Origin of the sequence: Embleya sp. NBC_00896 (assembly GCF_045207785.1) — a bacterium.
In the GTDB taxonomy this organism is placed as follows: domain Bacteria; phylum Actinomycetota; class Actinomycetes; order Streptomycetales; family Streptomycetaceae; genus Embleya.
In genome coordinates, this window is the sequence record NZ_CP108776.1 from 1,257,153 (window position 1) to 1,273,282 (window position 16,130).

Annotated in this window: 13 protein-coding genes; 4 read left to right on the plus strand and 9 right to left on the minus strand. The window is 73.0% G+C overall.

All coding sequences use genetic code 11. From position 1 onward, the window contains the following. Nucleotides 1-7 precede the first annotated feature (7 nt). Genes OG928_RS05970 through OG928_RS05985 form a run of 4 tightly spaced genes read right to left on the minus strand, consistent with a single transcriptional unit; the run spans nucleotide 8 to nucleotide 5,106 of the window. Nucleotides 8-1,165, minus strand: a complete 1,158-nt coding sequence (locus OG928_RS05970) for a glycosyltransferase family 4 protein (RefSeq protein WP_406280260.1) — start codon at nucleotides 1,163-1,165, stop codon at nucleotides 8-10. After that, on the minus strand, nucleotides 1,158-1,973 hold the full coding sequence (locus OG928_RS05975; protein ID WP_406280262.1) for a polysaccharide deacetylase family protein: 816 nt from the start codon (nucleotides 1,971-1,973) through the stop codon (nucleotides 1,158-1,160). Before OG928_RS05975 ends, OG928_RS05970 begins: the two co-directional genes overlap by 8 nt. Further along, entirely contained in the window at nucleotides 1,970-3,562 is a 1,593-nt protein-coding gene (locus OG928_RS05980) for a GNAT family N-acetyltransferase (protein ID WP_406280264.1), read from the minus strand. The genes OG928_RS05975 and OG928_RS05980 overlap by 4 nt, the downstream gene beginning before the upstream one ends. Continuing rightward, the gene (locus OG928_RS05985; RefSeq protein WP_406280266.1) at nucleotides 3,562-5,106 is read right to left on the minus strand and encodes a GNAT family N-acetyltransferase; all 1,545 of its coding nucleotides are present in this window, start codon (nucleotides 5,104-5,106) and stop codon (nucleotides 3,562-3,564) included. Before OG928_RS05985 ends, OG928_RS05980 begins: the two co-directional genes overlap by 1 nt. Nucleotides 5,107-5,344: 238 nt before the next feature. Here OG928_RS05985 and OG928_RS05990 point away from each other — a divergent pair, with 238 nt between their 5' ends. From OG928_RS05990 to OG928_RS06000, 3 genes are all read left to right on the plus strand, one after another. Next, the gene (locus OG928_RS05990) at nucleotides 5,345-6,325 is read left to right on the plus strand and encodes a polysaccharide deacetylase family protein (RefSeq protein ID WP_406280268.1); all 981 of its coding nucleotides are present in this window, start codon (nucleotides 5,345-5,347) and stop codon (nucleotides 6,323-6,325) included. 180 nt (nucleotides 6,326-6,505) lie between these two features. Next, entirely contained in the window at nucleotides 6,506-7,573 is a 1,068-nt protein-coding gene (locus tag OG928_RS05995) for a GNAT family N-acetyltransferase (protein ID WP_406280270.1), read from the plus strand. After that, a complete protein-coding gene (locus tag OG928_RS06000; RefSeq protein WP_406280272.1) occupies nucleotides 7,570-8,715 on the plus strand; it encodes a glycosyltransferase family 4 protein in 1,146 nt (381 codons plus the stop codon). The genes OG928_RS05995 and OG928_RS06000 overlap by 4 nt, the downstream gene beginning before the upstream one ends. A 128-nt stretch (nucleotides 8,716-8,843) precedes the next feature. Here OG928_RS06000 and OG928_RS06005 read toward each other — a convergent pair whose 3' ends face one another. From OG928_RS06005 to OG928_RS06025, 5 genes are all read right to left on the minus strand, one after another. Continuing rightward, nucleotides 8,844-9,917 carry a glycosyltransferase family 4 protein gene (locus OG928_RS06005; protein WP_406280274.1) on the minus strand — a complete coding sequence of 358 codons (1,074 nt, stop codon included), beginning with the start codon at nucleotides 9,915-9,917 and terminating at the stop codon, nucleotides 8,844-8,846. Further along, a complete protein-coding gene (locus OG928_RS06010; protein ID WP_406280276.1) occupies nucleotides 9,914-11,188 on the minus strand; it encodes a glycosyltransferase family 4 protein in 1,275 nt (424 codons plus the stop codon). Before OG928_RS06010 ends, OG928_RS06005 begins: the two co-directional genes overlap by 4 nt. Before the next feature lie 6 nt (nucleotides 11,189-11,194). Beyond that, nucleotides 11,195-12,418: an ABC transporter ATP-binding protein gene (locus OG928_RS06015; RefSeq protein WP_406280278.1), complete on the minus strand. Its 1,224-nt coding sequence runs from the start codon at nucleotides 12,416-12,418 to the stop codon at nucleotides 11,195-11,197. Beyond that, nucleotides 12,408-13,388, minus strand: coding sequence for an ABC transporter permease (locus OG928_RS06020; protein WP_406280280.1), 981 nt, complete (start codon nucleotides 13,386-13,388; stop codon nucleotides 12,408-12,410). The genes OG928_RS06015 and OG928_RS06020 overlap by 11 nt, the downstream gene beginning before the upstream one ends. A 276-nt stretch (nucleotides 13,389-13,664) precedes the next feature. Next, the gene (locus OG928_RS06025; protein ID WP_406280281.1) at nucleotides 13,665-14,777 is read right to left on the minus strand and encodes a glycosyltransferase; all 1,113 of its coding nucleotides are present in this window, start codon (nucleotides 14,775-14,777) and stop codon (nucleotides 13,665-13,667) included. 118 nt (nucleotides 14,778-14,895) lie between these two features. Here OG928_RS06025 and OG928_RS06030 point away from each other — a divergent pair, with 118 nt between their 5' ends. Further along, entirely contained in the window at nucleotides 14,896-16,104 is a 1,209-nt protein-coding gene (locus OG928_RS06030; protein ID WP_406280283.1) for a glycosyltransferase, read from the plus strand. Nucleotides 16,105-16,130 lie beyond the last annotated feature (26 nt).

Sequence of the window (16,130 nt, forward strand, 5' to 3'; positions counted from 1 at the left end):
CAGTCGTTCAGGTCCAGCCGAGGCGGCGGCGCGCGGCCACCGCCCGGTAGGTGTCGATCGAGATCCCCGCGACGCGGCGTTGGTCGAACTCGGCCAGTGCGCGCCGGCGGGCCGCCTCGCCGAGTCGGGCCCGCAGGTCCGGTTCGGTGATCAGGCGGTCGATCGCGGCGGCCAGGGACCGGGGCTCGCCGGGTGGTGCCAGGAGCAGATGCTCACCGTGGGTGCCGATCTCGCGGCAGCCGCGGATGTCGCTGAGCACCATGGGCAGCCGGCAGGACGCGGCCTCCATGGCGGATCGTGAGAAACCCTCGCGGTGCGAGGGCAGAACGAACACGTCGAGCGCGTTGTAGATCGCGGGCATGTCGGATCGGGACCCGACGAACTCGACCGCCGAGCCCTGCACGGCCTGGGTCACCGCGTCTTGTTTGTCCGGGTCCTCCGGTCCGATCCAGATGAACCGGGCCTTGCCCGCGAGCAGTCCGGCCGCTTCCACGTATTCGAGGATGCCCTTTTCCTCGACCTGCCGCCCGACTCCGCCCACGAGCAGTTCGTCTTCGGCCACGCCCAGTTCGCGGCGAACCGCCGCGCGGGCGGCGGCGTCCGGTTGAAACCGGGTGAGATCGGTGCCGTTGCCGACCACGCGTGAGCGCCATGCGGGTACGGCTCGGCGCAGCGTCGCGTGGTCGGTGGCGTTCTGGTACAGCTCCGCGTGCGAGGCGCGCGCGGCGAGGCCCTCGGTGCCGAGCACGAACGCGCGGCGGGCCCACGGGTCGCCGGGGCGGATCCACAGGCCGTGACAGGTGTTGACCACGACGGGAACGCCCGCGGCGCGGCCCAGGAGGCGGCCGAGCACGCCGGTCTTGGGGTTGTGCGTGTGCAGCACGTCGGGTCGCAACCGGCGCAGTGCGCGCACGAGTTCCAGGCCGGCGGCGGCGTCGCTGCGCGGGTTCCAGGCTCGGGTGAGCGAGTCGAGCGGCACGTGGGTGACGCCCAGCGCCTCGATCTCGGGCACGTAGGGGCCGGCCGCGCTGATGCCGAAGGTCTCGAATCCGGCCGCGACGTCCTCTTCGAGTTCGGTGCGCAACAGCAGGGCCAGGCTCATGTCGATCGTGGTCAGGTGGGCGACGCGTAGCGGGCGCCCACCCGGTCCGCGCAACTCACGCATGGGCACCGGCCTTCTTGCCCAGGCTGACCACCGCGGCGTACGCGCGTTCCTGCGCGAGGCGTCCGCCGAGTTTGGCGCGGAAGAACGCGGGCGGGTCGGTTCGCCGGACCGGGACCCGGCGCAGCCTGATCGGGTCGCAGCCCGGCAGATTGCGACCCAGGACGCCGGTGGCGGCGCTGCGGAAGCGGCAGCGCAGCGCGTGTTCCATGTCCGGGACGGCGATTCCCCACGTGTACGCGAAGTGCGCGGGGCGGATTCCGAGTCGGCTCTCTATGTCGTCGGAGGCGTCGTCGAGTTCGGTCGCGGTGAGCACCTCGGGGCGGGCGTGGCTGCGGGTGTGGTTGCCGATCGTGGCCAGGCCCGACTCCGCCATCTCGGTGATCTGACCCCAGGTCAGGGCCGGTGACCCGGCGCTGGTTCCGGTCGAGCCCTCCCAGCGCATCTCGGCGCCGATGCAGCCGGTGGCGAGGTAGAGGGTGAACGGCAGTGCGCGGCGCCGTAGTTCCGGCCAGGCGTTGGCGTACACGTCGGCGAAGCCGTCGTCGAACGTGAGCACGATGGACGGGGTCTTCTCGCCCGCGGCCAGCCGGTCGACGGCGACGTCGAGCGAGACCACGTGCTCGCGCGGGAGCAGGTCGAGTTGGTCGCGGAACGCGGCGGCGGGCAGGTCGAGTTCGTCGTTGCTGCCGCCGCCGACGCGGTGGTAGATGAGCAGCGTCGCGCCCGGTGCGGGGTCGCGGGCCAGGGCGGTGGCGGCGAGGCCGCGTTTGAGTGTGGCGCGCACGCGGTCGCCGCTGATCGCGGTCATCGGGTCTGATCCTTCGCGGTGGGTCGGGCCGCGCCGGCGCGGGCCGAGGCGGTGCGGACGATCGGCCACGGGACCGGTTCGGGTTCCTGGCTCAGCGCGGTGCCGGGGGTGCCGGCGGGGTCGATCAGGTGCAGCCGCAGGGTTTCGCCGAGTGCGGTGGCGACGCTGCGGGCGGCCTGCTCGGGGTGCCACGGGCGTGGGTGGGCGCGGTCGGTGCCGAGGGCGGCGACGGCGCGCACGGTGTGATCGGCGGTGAGGTGGACGAGGGTGTGCGGTAATTCGCCGACCAGCCACCAGGTCTCGCCGCGGCCGCGGCCCTGTTCGACGACGTCGGTGCCGCGGTGGCCGCACGCGAGCGCGATCGCGCGGTTGGCGTCGGCGCCGGCCTCGTGGACGGTGTCGAGCTTGTGCCCGGTCTCGCCGTGCGGGTTGATCGCGGGCGGGATCACTCGTTCGGCGACCAGGACGGGGTCGGCGCCGGCGACCTTGTGGCGGCGGGCGCGCAGGTGCTGCTCGACCGACATCCGGGTGGCCCGGCCGAAGCCGCGGGCGGACAGCGTCGCGCCGAGCAGCGGCCGGTCGCGGACCGCCTCGATGTCCCACAGCGCGGGGCGTTCGGGGGCGAGCCGCAGTTTCTGCGGGGTGCGGGTCGGCATCAGGTCGACCAGGCGCGGTGTCGAGCCGGCGGGCCAGGGTTCGTCCAGGACGCGTTCCTGGGCCTGCCACTGCACGACGGTGCCGACGCCGAGTGCGGCGAACCGCTCGTCGTACGCGGTGGAGTGCCAGGTCGCGACATCGCCGAGGCGGAACCACAGGTGCATCGCGGCCGGCACGCCGTCCACGCGCAGGATGTACAGCCGGGCCCAGCCGTGCCGGCCGGCGCGGGCGATCAGGTCGCGGCGGGCGTTGGCGGCGGCGGTCTCCAGCGGGCCCTTCCAGCTGCGCGCGAACAGGTCGGTGTAGATCGCGAAGCCCGCGTCGAAGTCCTGTTCGTGCGCGGCGTGCGCGCCGCCGATCTCGTCGAGGGTCAGGTCCCACTGGGCGCGGACCCGGGTGGCGAAGCGCTGCGCGTACCGGTCGAAGCTGCGGAAGCGGGCGCGGTGTCCGGCCCAGCCGTTCTCGACGCCGGCGAGCATGTCGCACGCCTTCTCGCGGGCGTCCACGCGGTAGCCGCACGCGCGCAGGCCGGCGATCAGTCGGTGGGTGTCCGGGTCGCGGCTGGGCATCCGGTGCAGGCGCAGTTCGCGAACTCCGGATCGGGCCAGGGCGTCCGCGATCGAGTCGGCGCCGTGCGGCTCGTCGGGGTGTACGACGATGTGCGAGCGGGGGCGGCGGTGCGCGGCGAAGCTGCCCCACCGGTCGGTGCCGATCCGCTCCAGCGGCAGCAGCGCGCGTGGGTGGTCGGCGTCGTCGAGGAGGGTCACGACCCGGATCTCGTCGACCGGATCGTGGTGGCCGTGCAGCGTGGAGGCGAACCACGCGTGTGTGTCGAAGGGGTCGGCGTGCACGCCGCGGGCGGCCACGAGGCGGTCCCACGCGGTCGCGAACGCCGTGTCGATCTCCAGGGGGTGCATCGGGCGGGCCCGCATCAGACCCCCTCGGCGCGGCTCATCGCGGTGCGCGGCGGGGGGATCGTCTCGGCGGCCGCGGCCCACGCGCGGGGCCAGCACAGGCGCGGGTCGCGCACGGGCACCTCGTCCAGGTAGCGGACGGGCGATGCGAGCAGGTCGGCAAGCATCAGCGCGATCGCCTCCAGCGTGTAGGCGCGGTCGTAGCGGACGACCTCGCGCAGGGTGGGTACGGGCTCGCCGATGTCGACGCGGGCCACCGCGAGCGGGTCGGCGCCGATCCGGTACCAGCGGTCGTTCGCTCCCCAGTCGGCGCGCATCTCCTGGGGGCCCTTGCGGGCGCAGGCCACGGTGAGCAGCCGCAGGGTGGGCTGATCGAGGGTCAGTTCGGGGCTGGGCCGGACCGGTTCACGGGTGGCGGGGCGGGCCTCGAGCCGGAGTGCGGGTCCGGACGACGCGGGCTCGGGGGTGGCGATCCGCGCGCGCAGTCGCCGGACGCGGGCCCGGGTCGCGATCGGCACGACCCGTTGCACCTCGCGGGCGCCGCGCAGCAGCGGCAGCGCCCGGCGGGGCACCCGGGCCGCGCACACATCCAGCAGGGCGGGGCGTTCGGTGCTGATCCGGTCCTTGAGCGGGCTCGCCCCCGGCAGCAGGTCGATCAGGTCCAACCGGCCTTCCATGAAGGCGAGTTCCTGGGCCCGCCAGTGCACGATGTTGCCCGGGGACAGGATCGCGGCGGCCGGGTCGTAGGCGACGGTGTGCCAGTGCACGACCGGGCCGATCCGTACTCCCATGCACGAGGCGATCGCGCGTTCCTCGGCGTAGAGCACGTACAGGCGGGCCATTCCGCGCGCGTCGAGTGCGCGGGTGAGCAGCCGGCGGCGCAGCGGGGACGCGCCGAGCCGGCCCTTCCAGCTCAGGTCGAACAGTTCCTCGTGGTCGGCCAGGCCGGCCGGGACCGGCGGGGTGCCGGGTGCGCCGAAGGCCGCGACGCGCAGTGGCCACAGTTGGGCCGCGCGCCGCGAGGTCTGGCCGATCGCGCCGTCGAAGCCGCGGTGCGCGGCGCGGTAGCCGGCCCAGCCGTCGGGCGTGCTCTCGATCATGTCGGTCATGTACTCGCGCGCGTCGACGGCGTATCCGCCTCGGCGCAGCGCCTCGAGCAGGGCGTGGGTGGCGGGGTCTCGGCTGGGCATCCGGTGCAGCGTCAACTCCCTGACGCCGCAGCGCCGGAACTCCTCCACGAGTCCCTGCAGGATCGGCAGTTCGGGCTCCGCGGTGCCGATGACGACACGTGTCCGTTCGCGTTGACCCCGGCCGATCTCGCGCGCGCATCCGGCCGAGCCCAGCTCCACCGGGAGCAGGGCGAGCGGGCGGTCGCCCTCGAACACGCCGGGCACGCGCACGTGTTCGGCGTGCCGCGGTCTGGACGCGAGCCATGAGGAGGCCCACGCGTGCGTGTCGAAGACGTCTGCCTGGACTCCCCGTCCCACCACCAATGCGTCCCACGCCCGGGCGAGATCGTCGTCGATCTCCTCGGCGCGCAGGGTCGATGCACGATTGACCATCGCCCGGCCCCCACCTCGCGGTCCCGATGTGAGCAGCACCGGAACATGTGTGCTCGACCGGCATCCCCCGCCCCCACGCGGTCGGGACACCAGTCGCCCGCCGACCAGATTAGGCCGGATGGGTCACGCGTGAAGGGTGTTTCGCAATCCGTCCACCGACCGTCCGTGAGGTTTCCTCGTTTCGTCGGGCCGCAGGATCTTGCTCAGGCGGGGACGTTGTGCGACAGGCTGACGGGACGTGACCCCGCTGTTACGGTTCCGGCAGCGGGAGCCGCAGGGCTGGGGAGGCACGGTGGGCGGTTCGATGGCGGGGTCGGTTCGTTCCGGGGGTGACGTGTTGCTGCGTCGCTCCCCGGCGCAGTTGTGGTTCGTGCGTCGCGCTCGGCTGCGGCTCGCGGTGTTGGGGTATCACGGGATCTCGGACCCGGACACGTTCGCGGGCCAGTTGGATCGGCTGCGGCGGATCGCCCGACCGGTGTCCCTCGACGAGGTGGAGGAGGCCCTGGCGCGTCGGCGGTCGTTGCCGGCCCGGGCCGTGCTGCTGACCTTCGACGACGGTGAGCGCAGCATCCTGGAGCACGGTCTGCCGTTGCTGCGCGAGCGCGGGATTCCGGGTGTGGCCTTCGTGGTGGCCTCGGCGATCGGGAGCCGGACACCGTTCTGGTGGCACGAGGTCGAGCGGTTGGTCAGGGCCGGCGCGCGGGTGCCGGGCGAGCCGGCGCGCACGGGTGCCGGGTGGCTCCGGCACCTCAAGACCGTGCCGCAGCAGACCCGGCTGCGGTTGCTCGCGGACCTGCGCGAGGGCCACGGACCTTTGGTCGCCGCGCAGTTGACCGCGGCCGATCTGGGCACGCTGGAGTCGGGGGGCGTGCGGGTGGAGAACCACTCGCTCACCCATCCGCTGCTCGATCGGTGTACCGACGCGGACGTCCGGGCCGAGGTGGTGGACGCGCACGAGCGGTTGACCGCGCTGCTCGGTCGCGCGCCGCGCTCGTTCGCGTACCCCAACGGCAACTGGGACGTGCGCGCCGAACGGCTGTTGGCCGAGCTCGGCTACCGCACCGGATTCCTGTTCGACCACCGGCTCGGGCCGCGGCTGCCCGACCACCCGTTGCGGATCTCGCGACTGCGGGTCGGGTCCAACACCCGCCCCGACCGGTTCGCGACGATCCTCTCCGGCCTGCATCCCGCCGTGCACGCGCTGCGCGGCGGTCGGTGAGGCCGCGCCCCGCGCCCGCGACGGACGGGCGGGCGAGACCGCGGGTCGGCCGCGACGACTCGTCCAGCCCGTGCGGGCCGGTGGGCCGAGAAGGAGTGTCTCCGAAAAGGTGTGTCGCCGAGAAGGTGTGTCGCCCGAGAGACGGCGGCGGAGAGATCCGGGGGGATCACCGTGCTTGCTTTGCCCACCCTGTTGCGCTCGCCCGGGGAGTTGGCGGCGCTCGTGCCGTCCTGGCGCGCGCTGGTCGCCGCGACGCCCGGGACGTCGTACTTCACCACGCCCGACTGGGTGTTGGGCTGGTCGGAGTCGCTCGGCCGCGGTCGGGCCGGACAGGCGGTGGTCGCGGTGTGGCGCGGCGAGGGCGGGGCGGCCGAGGCCGTGCTGCCGCTGCTTCGCACCCGTGAGCGGCTGCATCCGCGGCTCCCGGGCGGGGTGCTCACCTGGACCGTGCTCGGCTCCGGGCCCGGGGCGGCGGACCACTGCGGGTTCGCGGTCGATCCGAGCCGGCACGAGGACGTGCGAGCCTGGCTGGCCTCGCTCGCGCGCCACCGCTCGATGGTGTTCCCGAACCTCGATCCCAAGACCGGCGATCCCTTCCTGCCGCCCGGGGCCCGCGAGATCGAGCGGACCGCGTGCCCGGTGATGCCCGCCGATCCGGCCGCGCTCGGGTCCGCGCGGCATCGGCAGGGGGTGCGCCGCAAGGCGCGAAGGCTGGCCGAGGAGGGCGTCACGTTCACGTGGCTGGCCCCGGGGACGATGGAACCGGGCGTCTTCGACGACCTGTTGCGGCTGCACCGGCTGCGCCGGGACACGATCGGCGGGTCGAGCGCGTTCGACGCGTCGCGGCGCCCGCTGCACGCGGCGCTGGCCGCACGGGCCGCTCCCGGGCGCGGGCCGTGCGCGCTGGTCGCGCGGGATCCGGCGGGCGCGCCGGTGGGGATCCTGTACGGGTTCCTGTGGCAGGACACCTTCGCCTACTACCAGTTGGGCTGGGACCCGGCGTACGCCAAGGCGAGCCTGGGCACCGTGCTGTTCCACGAGACGCTCACCGCGCTCGCGGCGAACGACGTACAGACCTTCGACTTCCTGCGGGGAGCCGAGGAGTTCAAGCACCGGTTCGGCGCGACGGACCGGTACGACACGACATGGTTGGTGGCACGCGGCGCGGGCGGGGCACTGCTCGGCGCGAAGTCCGCGGCGCGCCGTGTGCGGGCGCGCCGGTTGCATCCGCTTCGGGGGGAATCGTGAAGGATCGGATCAGGCTCGTCCACGTGGTGTGGCGATTGAGCGTCGGCGGCGGCATCCCGCAGGTGAGCCGGCAGGTGCTCGCGGGGCTCGACCCCGAGCGCTTCGACTGCCACGCGATCATCGCCCGGCCCGCCTTCGAGGAGGACGAACTCGCGGCGCTGGGACCGAATGTGACGGTGCATTCGCTCGGGCACGAGGGGAAGTCGACGCCGCGGGACGAGGTGCGGCTCGGGCTTCGGATCGCCGCGCAGGTGCGCAGGTTGCGGCCGGACGTGCTGCACGCGCACAGCGGCACCGCCCGGCTCTCGCTGCCGGCGGCGCTCGGCTCACCCGGTCTGCCCCGGGTCCTGGAGGTGCACGAGCCGCTCAAGGACGGCCTGCACTCGCGGCTGACCAACGGCATCGAGGTGGGCATGGTCAAGGCGGCGGGGTTTCGCCCGTTCGCGCACTCGACGCATGTCCGGGACGCCACGGCGAAGATCGTGGGATGGCGGCCGGAGCGCATCCCGCTGGTGCCGCTGGGTGTTCCGGTACACGTGCCCGACCCGGACGCCGGGCCGGCCCTGCGCGCCGAGCTCGGGATTCCGCCGGAGGCGCTCGTGGTGGTCGGGGTCGGCCGGGCCCCGCAGAAGAACATCCCGCTCATGGTGCGGGTCGGCGCGGACGTGGTTCGCAAACTCGGCGACACCGGGCCGCCGGTCGTGTTCTTGATCATCGGGCGCCAGGAGCCGGAAATCGCGTCGCTGATCGAGGAGTTGGGGGTCGGCAAGCACGTCCGGGTGATCCCGCCGTTGCCCCGGCTGGCCGACGCGTTCGAGGCGGCCGACCTGTTCCTGTCCACGTCGCACTACGAGGGGTTCGGGCTCGCGGTCGCGGAGGCGATGGTGGCGGGCATACCGGTCGTGGGCACGGCGGTGGGCGGCGTCACCGACGTGGTCGCGGACGGCGTCACGGGCCGCCTCCTCCGGGCGGGCGATCGCGGCGGCCTGGTGATGGCGTGCCGAGAGCTGTTGACCGATGACATGCTCCGTACCCGCATGGGTGTGGCGGCGCGTGAGCGGGTGCTGGCGAGGTTCACCCGCAAACACATGCTCGACGGCTTCGCCCAGGTCTACGAACGAGCCGCACTTCGCCGTCGCTGAATCGTCGGCGGGGCTTGGGTCGGCCTGCGTCGTGTGGCCTCAATCGCCGGCCGGGCTCTTTGTCCTCAAGCGCCGGACGGGCTGAATCAGCCCGGCCGGCGATTGAGGCCGCAGGACGGGGGCCGCGTTCAGGTGAGGTCGGCCACGATGTGTTCGGCGACTGCCGGCCAGGCCATGGTGGAGCGCAGTTCGTCGCCACGAGCAATCGCCGACTTGCGAAATTCCGCATACCCGACCGCAAGCCGGTCGATGGCATCGACCAAGCCATCCACGTCCCCCGGCCGCACGGCAACACCCGCGTCGCCGATGATCCACGGCTGGTTGCCCACCACGGACGCCACACAGGGCAACCCCCGCATCAGGCCCTCCACGAGCGCGATCCCGAACGCCTCCATGTGCGTCGGGATCACCACCGCGTCCGCGGCCTCGTACACGGCGCCCATCTCCGCGTGCGGGATCCGCCCGAGCGCGGTGACGCCTTCCGGGACCGGACCGGCCGGGCCACTGCCGACCAGGGTCAACCGATATCGCGGATCGCGCGCGTGCAACCGCGCGAAGGCTTCGAGCAGGATCGGGCCGCCCTTGAGCTCCCATTGCGTACCGACGAACAGCAGGCGCGGCGGATCGGCCGACCGCTCCGCGCGCTCGCCCGTCGGCGGGTCGACGTTCGGCCCCGCGCCGACCACATGCACCCGATCGGCGGCCAGACCGTACTCGGTGACCAGCACGTCCGCCGTGCTGGGTCCCATCACGAACACCCGGTGCGCGCCGAGCAACAGCCGCCGCTCGCGGGCCAGCCAGCCGTCCGTGTACCGCGACCGATGCACGCCGCCGACCGCCGCGCCCTCGAGGCCGACCCGGTCGGTGTACACGCCGTAGCGCACGCCCGCCGGCGGCACCAGCGCGGGCAGCGTCTGCACGATCAGGACCGGCCGATCGGGGCCCAGCAACCCCCGGCCCCGGACGTGCCGGTCCAGGGCCTCGGTCCACGCCGCGGTCTTGGTCCACGGCGTCCCCGGCGCGGACAGCCGGGCCTCGCGGACCGCCCGGAGCCGCGCGCCCACCAGGCGCGGCGCCTGCGCGAGCGGCATCAGGTCGTGCGCGTCGACCGCGGTGTGCGCCGCCAACGCGCGTCGCAGCGCGGGCACCGAGCCCGAGAAGGCCCCGACGTGCAGCATCGTCAGGCCGGGCGACTCGGTCACGAGGTGGTGGCCGCGCGCCGCGACCGCGTCCGCGCCCGCAGGGCCTGGCCGCGCTGGGCCGCCTTGAAGCCGACCAACCGCCCCCCGACCCGGACCGCCTCGCCGACCCGGCCGCGCACGACCGGCCTTTCCGCCCGGGCCTGTTCGTACCACTCGACCAGGCGCAGCGCGTGGCGGTCCAGCGCGAAGCGTTCGTGCACGAGGTCGAGCGACCAGGTGCCGATCCGCTCGCGCTCGGCCTGATCGCCCAGCAGCGCGGTCAGTTGGCCCACCAGCGGATCCCGCTCGACCGGCACCCGGCCGGCGCCCCGGCCGTAGAAGCCGAGTCCGTCGAAGTCGCCGATCGTCTCGGGCGTCACCGGCCGGCTGAATCCCTCTTCGCCCACCACGACGGTGGGCTTGCCGAACGCCATCCCGCGCAGCGCCGAACTCCCCATCCCGACCACGACGTCGGCCAGCGCGTAGGCCGGTCGCGGATCGGCCATCCCGCCGGTCAGCACGATCGCGCGCCGGCCCAGGTCGCCGTTCAACCGGGCTGCTCTGGCCTGGAGTTCGCGCTCGATCGAGCCGCCGCCGACCAGCACCAGGCGAAGTCCGGTGAGCTCGGCGGACAGCCGGGCCACCGCGTCCATCGTGCGTTCGAGGTGCTCCTGTTTGAGGTGCTTGGCCAGGCGCGAGACCAGGACCACCGTGGGGGCGGGCTTGAGCAGCCCGTGCTCGGCGGCGAAGGCGTCCACGTCCACCTCCGGCGTGCCGCCGTCGGCGGCAGCGGCCGCCACCGGGTGGTCGATCGCGGTGTCGATCGGCGGTTCGAGCAGGTGCACCCGCGCGCCCTCCAGGCCGCGCAGTTCACCGGTCTCCTCGTACAGGTCGCCGTAGCCGACGGTGAGCGGAACACCGGTGCGCGGGAAGTAGGGCGGCAGGCTGCCCATCGACATGATCGTGCCGAGCACGGGTGTCCCGCGCGGCACGAACGTGCCGAGGAACGCCTCGACGAGCGGCCAGTACTCGTACGTGTGCACGACGTCGATCCGATGTCTGCGCACCGCGCCGGCGATCGCGCGCGAGACCGCGGGCGAGGGTCGCACGTGGGCCCGCTCGGGCAGCGCGAGCAGCGGCAGACCGGCCGCCGCGACCCGTTGCCGCAGCGGTCCCTGACGGCCCATCACCCACACTTCGTGGCCGAGGTCGCGGACCGCGCGTGCGAGGTCCACCGCGTTGATCGAGCTGCCGCCGAGCTGCATGTCGTGCGGACACACCAGGATGCGCACGGCCGTTCACCCCTCCCAGGTGTGGTCTACGTACACCGGCGCGGCGAGCACGACCGCGCGCGGCGGTGTGTCCAGCTCGGGCCCGGCGACGTCGAACTGCTTCGCGGGATGCCATGTCATCAGCGGATGCCCGTCGCGGTCGTACACGCCGATCCACAGCGCGTATCGCCCGCGCGGCAGCGGCAATCGGTCCAGCGTGCACTTGATCCGGTTGCCCGACCAGCCGAACTGCACGTCCCGGCGGGTCGTGAAGACCGGACTCGCGGTGCCCTCGGTGACTCCGATGTGGACCGTCGCGGGTCCGCTGTGATCGCCGGCGAAGTCCGCCTCGACGACCATCGACCGGTTGGTGGTGGGGCCGGCGGTGTCCACGCCGCGCACGTCCACGAACGTGGTCCGAATCGCCTCGTCGGTGCGCGTGCGGGCCTCGGTCTCCTCCTCGACGCTGTCCCGATATCCGCGCAGCGCCTGTCGGATCGGGCCGTCGGTGCGGATCTCGCCCTGCTCCAGCCAGATCCCGCGAGTGCAGATCGATTCGACGGACGCGAGGTCGTGCGAGACCAGCACGAGCGTGGTGCCCTGTTCGAGCACCACCCGCATCCGGTCCAGGCACTTCTGCTGGAACAGCGCGTCGCCGACCGCGAGCACCTCGTCGACCAGGAGCACGTCGGGCTCCAGGAACGCGGCGACCGCGAAGCCCAGCCGCATCTGCATGCCGGAGCTGTACCACTTGACCTGGCGGTCGATCGCGGTGCCCAACTCGGCGAAGTCGACGATGTCGTCGAACCGCTTGGCCACCTCCGCCCGCTTGAGACCGAGCAACGAGCCGTACAGGAACGCGTTCTCACGCCCCGTCAGGTCGGGATGGATGCCCGCGCGCACCTCGATCAGTGCGCCGACCCGGCCGCGCACGGCCAGCCGGCCCGCGTACGGGTACATCACGCCGGTGAGCATCTTGAGCAGCGTCGACTTCCCGGACCCGTTGGAGCCGATCAGACCGACCGCCTCGCCGGGCTCGATGTGGATGTTGATGTCGCGCAACGCCCAACGCCAGTCGGCCTGGTCGCGTCCGGTGACCTTGCGGACGATCCGGCCGAGGTTGTCGCGCAGGAGCATCCGCCGGCTGTCCGCGCGGAACCGCTTCCACAACTGCTGGGCCTCGATCGTGCCCAGCGGGAGCGCGCTCGGCTTGAGCGGCGCGACCTTGGTCGTCGTGAGGCTAGGCGACATCGGCGATCCCCGCTTCGAGCTTCTTGAAGATCTTGTACCCGACGATCAGCAGCACGGTCGCCGACGCGGCGGCGGCCCCGGTGAGTTCCCAGTCGGGTTGTTGTCCGTACAGGATCGAGCGCCGGTAGCCGTCGATCACGGCCGCGAGCGGGTTGAGGATCACGTACGGGAGCAGCCAGTCCTTGGTGATCTGGTCCATGCCGTAGGCGACCGGCGTCGCGAACATGCCCATCTGCATGAGCAGCGGCAGCACGTGCCGGATGTCGCGGAAGTAGACGACCGCCGCGGAGAGCACGAGCACGACGCCGAGGGTGACCTCGAACTGGATCAGCAGCAAGATCGGCAATGCCCAACTCGTCGCGGCCGGCGGCGTGGCGTACGCCCCGAACAGCACGACGAGCACCGTCGACGCGATCAGCATGTCGACGGTCGCGACGATCACGGTCGCGAACGGGAAGACCTCGCGCGGGCAGTAGACCTTGTTCAGGAGCGGCCCGTTGGAGACCAGCGACGACGAGCCCTGGGTCACCGAGGACATGAAGAACGTCCACGGCAGCAGGCCCAGGTAGCTGAACAGCGGGTAGGGCACGTCGTATTTGTGCGCGGTGTCGCTGAGGTTGCCGACCCGCTGGAACACGATGGTGAAGACCAGCATCAGCAGGACGGGGGTGATGATCGCCCACGCGAAGCCGAGAACGGCTTGTTTGTAGCGGGCCTTGAGGTCGCGCTCGGCCAGGGTGCGGACGAGTTCGCGCGAGTGCCAGAGCTCGCCGATGCCGCGAAAGAGGTTGGTGCGGCGCTTGAACCTGAGTTCCGGCGGTGGTCCCTTGATCTCGGGGTCGGGTGCCTGTGCTGCGGCGATGCGGCCTGTGCCGCTGCCGACGCCCGCTGTGGGCGCCGCGTGTCGTCCGGTACCGGCGCGACTGTCGATGGTCGGCGTGGTCGCTCCCCCGTGGCCCGCGATGGGCACTCCGTTGACGTGTGATCGATGCTCGGCAGGTTCGTCGGCACTGCCACCGGGTCGTGCGTGCCGGCCCCCCCGGCCGGAGTCGCCGGTTCGGTCGATTTCGTCGCCGGGCATGCCGACGGCGCCCCCCACATACTCCCCCACGGACTCCCCCTCCCTGGTTCGACAACAACCTTGGCACATGCGATCTCCCCACGAGTCGCATTCGGCCGTACGGGAATTCGGTGCTCCCGCCCTACTTCATCCCGCCCATTCGGTCCTGTCGTGGCGTCGTGTGTGTCAGCGCGGTTGCTCGTCGAGCAGCGCCACCCACGCGTCCACCACCGTCTCCATCGCGTGCCGTTCGACGCAACGAGCCCTGGCCGCACGGCCCATGGCGTCGCGGTGGGTCAACACCCGGCGGATCGCGGCGGCGAGCGCGCGCGGATCGCCCGCGCCCGCGCCCGCGTCGGCGAGCGCGCCGGTGAGTCCGTCCACGACCACGTCGCGGACGAAGCCGACGTCGGTCGCGGCGGCCGGGATCGCCGCCATGCCCGCCTCGACGAGGACGCCCGGGACGCCCTCGCTGGTGCTGGACAACACGAGCGCGTCGCTCGCGCGGTAGACCGGCCCGAGGTCGGCGAGATTGCCGGTGAAGGTCACCAGGCCGGGCGTGCGGCGCTCGGCCAGCCCCTCCAGGGCCGCGCGCTCGGGCCCTTCGCCGGCGACCAGCAGGTGGTATCCCGGGACTCGGCCGCCGGCCGGATCGGGCGCGGCGACCAGCGCGAACGCCTCGATCGCCAGCGCGACCCGCTTCTCGGCGGCGAGCGCGCCGACCACCGCGAGCACGGTCGCGTCGACGGGCAGCCCCAACTGCGCGCGTGCCTTGGCCCGGTCGGCCACCTCCGCCGGCGTGAACCGCTCGGGGCGACGGCCGTTCGGGATGGCCCGGACCCGGGCCGGGTCCAACCGGTAGGTGCGCAGCAGGATCTCGCGTCCGCTCGGGGACACCGAGGCGATCGCGGCCGCCCGGCGCAGCATCAGTCCGACCCGGGCCCGGCGCAGCGCGTCCCGCGCCCAGTGCCGGGGATCGCCGATGTTGACGTACACGAAGGGTGTCCGGGTGCCCGCGAGCGCGATCCCGCAGGCGTCGAGCGTGGTCGAGCCGTGCGCGATCACCACATCCGCGCCGGCCGCGCGTCGGCGCAGCGCGCGCAGCGTCCGCGGATGCAGCCGGCCCGGGCCCAGGACCGGGATGTCCATCTCGCCGGCCCCCGCGAGCGCGACGATCGCCGACGGTCGGCCGCGATCGCGCAGCGCCGCGTCCAGGTCGTGCGCGAACGCCTGCGAGCCCCGCCGCCGAGGATCGGTCACGACGTGCAGGACCGCACGCCCGTCCGTCTTTGTCCCCATGGGGTGACAGGTTGTCACGAATCCCACCCCGTGGGGGCCGTATCGATGACATGCTCAGCCGTGAAGGGTGGGGGCGCCCTGTGCGTGGCGGTAATCAGGGGGATTCAGGGGTGATGCAGTGCACGTGCTCCAGGTGATCGACAGCGTCGATCGGGTCGGTGGGGCCGAGCGGGCGGCGGTCGAGATCGCCCCGCATCTGGTGCGACGCGGAATCACGTTGGACGTGGCCTATCTCGTGGATCTGGACGGGTTCCAACCGGAGTTGGCGGCGGCGGGCGCGTCGTTGTTCGGAGTGCACCGCGACTCGCGGGCCGGTTCGGTGCGCGGGCTGGCGCGGGTGATCCGCGATCGGCGGCCCGACATCGTGCACACGACGCTGTACGAGGCCGACGTGGCGGGTCGGATCGCCGCCCTGGCCACGGGTGTTCCGGTGGTGTCGAGCCTGGTCAACACGGCGTACGGGCCCGAGATGCGCGACCAGCCGGGGATCACGCCGTGGAAGCTGCGCGCCGCGCAGGGCCTGGACGCCGGGAGCGCGCGCGGGGTGCGCCGGTTCCACGCGTTGACCGACCACGTGGCCGACGTGATGGCCCGCCGGCTCGCGGTGCGGCGGGCCCGGATCGACGTGGTGCCGCGCGGGCGCGATCCCGAACTGCTCGCGGCCGCCCGAGGTCGGCGTGCGATCACCCGGGCCGTGCTGCGCGTGGCCGACGATGTCCCGCTGCTGGTGACGGCGGCCCGGCAGGAGTACCAAAAGGGCCTGGACGTGCTGCTCACCGCCTTCGCGCAGGTGCGCCGCGAGCTGCCGGACGCGGTCCTGATGCTGGCCGGACCGGCCGGCGGGCAGACCGAACTGTTGCGTGAACTCGCCGCCAAGATCGTCGAAACGGGCCCCGGAGCGGGGGATTCCGCCCGCACGGCGGACGCCGTACGGTTCTTGGGACACCGCGACGACGTACCCGATCTGATGGGCGCGGCCGACGTGTTCGTGCTGCCCTCGCGCTGGGAGGGCCTGGGCAGCGTGTTGATCGAGGCGATGGGGGTGGGGACGCCGATCGTCACCAGCGACCTGCCTCCGGTACGCGAGATCACCGGGGCGGGCGACTGCGCGGCACTGGTGCCGCCGGATTCGCCCGAGGCCCTGGCGGCGGCGCTCGTCTCGGCCCTGACGGAGCGTGAGAAGACCTCGGTGCGCACGGAAGCGGCGCATCGACGTTTCGGCGAGGAGTACACGATCGACAGCGTTTGCGACCGGATGGTCGCGTTCTATGAGCGGGCTCTCGACCGGCGCAACCCCCGTGACGTGTCGTCAGGCCCGGTGCGGTGAGGGGCTCGCACCGCCACCCGGTTGGA

Excerpts from the sequence above, each read along its gene's own strand:
- OG928_RS05970 (WP_406280260.1), bottom strand. The coding sequence starts at position 1,165 with ATGCGTGAGTTGCGCGGACCGGGTGGGCGCCCGCTACGCGTCGCCCAC.
- OG928_RS05975 (WP_406280262.1), bottom strand. The coding sequence starts at position 1,973 with ATGACCGCGATCAGCGGCGACCGCGTGCGCGCCACACTCAAACGCGGC.
- OG928_RS05980 (WP_406280264.1), bottom strand. The coding sequence starts at position 3,562 with ATGCGGGCCCGCCCGATGCACCCCCTGGAGATCGACACGGCGTTCGCG.
- OG928_RS05985 (WP_406280266.1), bottom strand. The coding sequence starts at position 5,106 with ATGGTCAATCGTGCATCGACCCTGCGCGCCGAGGAGATCGACGACGAT.
- OG928_RS06015 (WP_406280278.1), bottom strand. The coding sequence starts at position 12,418 with ATGTCGCCTAGCCTCACGACGACCAAGGTCGCGCCGCTCAAGCCGAGC.
- OG928_RS06025 (WP_406280281.1), bottom strand. The coding sequence starts at position 14,777 with ATGGGGACAAAGACGGACGGGCGTGCGGTCCTGCACGTCGTGACCGAT.